Origin of the sequence: Campylobacter sp. CH278, from assembly GCF_004378845.1 — a bacterium.
GTDB classification, from domain to species: Bacteria; Campylobacterota; Campylobacteria; order Campylobacterales; family Campylobacteraceae; genus Campylobacter_D; species Campylobacter_D jejuni.
Genome location: NZ_RYXZ01000041.1, coordinates 1 through 266, shown reverse-complemented (window position 1 = coordinate 266; position 266 = coordinate 1). Strand labels below are relative to the sequence as shown.

Below are 266 nucleotides of genomic sequence, written 5' to 3'. Positions count from 1 at the left end.
ACAAATATGTATGAAAGACTTTATGAAATTGCTAAAAAGAATGATTGTGAAGTTGTTAAAGGGGATTTTTATATATTTGCATATGGTAAAACTGAATATGTTAATGTTTTGAGAAATTCTTGTGAAGATATTTATAATTATAAAGTAAATTGGAATAAAGATATAAGAATATTTTTAGGTTCGGATGGAATAAATCCAATCGGTATTTACCGATTGGATTTATTAAGAACAAATCAAATTAAGTTAAACGAAACTCCAGGAGCTTC

The 266-nt window shown here is 25.6% G+C and carries 1 pseudogene; it reads left to right on the top strand.

Annotated features, from left to right (window positions below):
• A pseudogene (locus ELQ04_RS08600) lies at positions 1 to 266 on the top strand (glycosyltransferase family 2 protein); the annotation flags it as partial.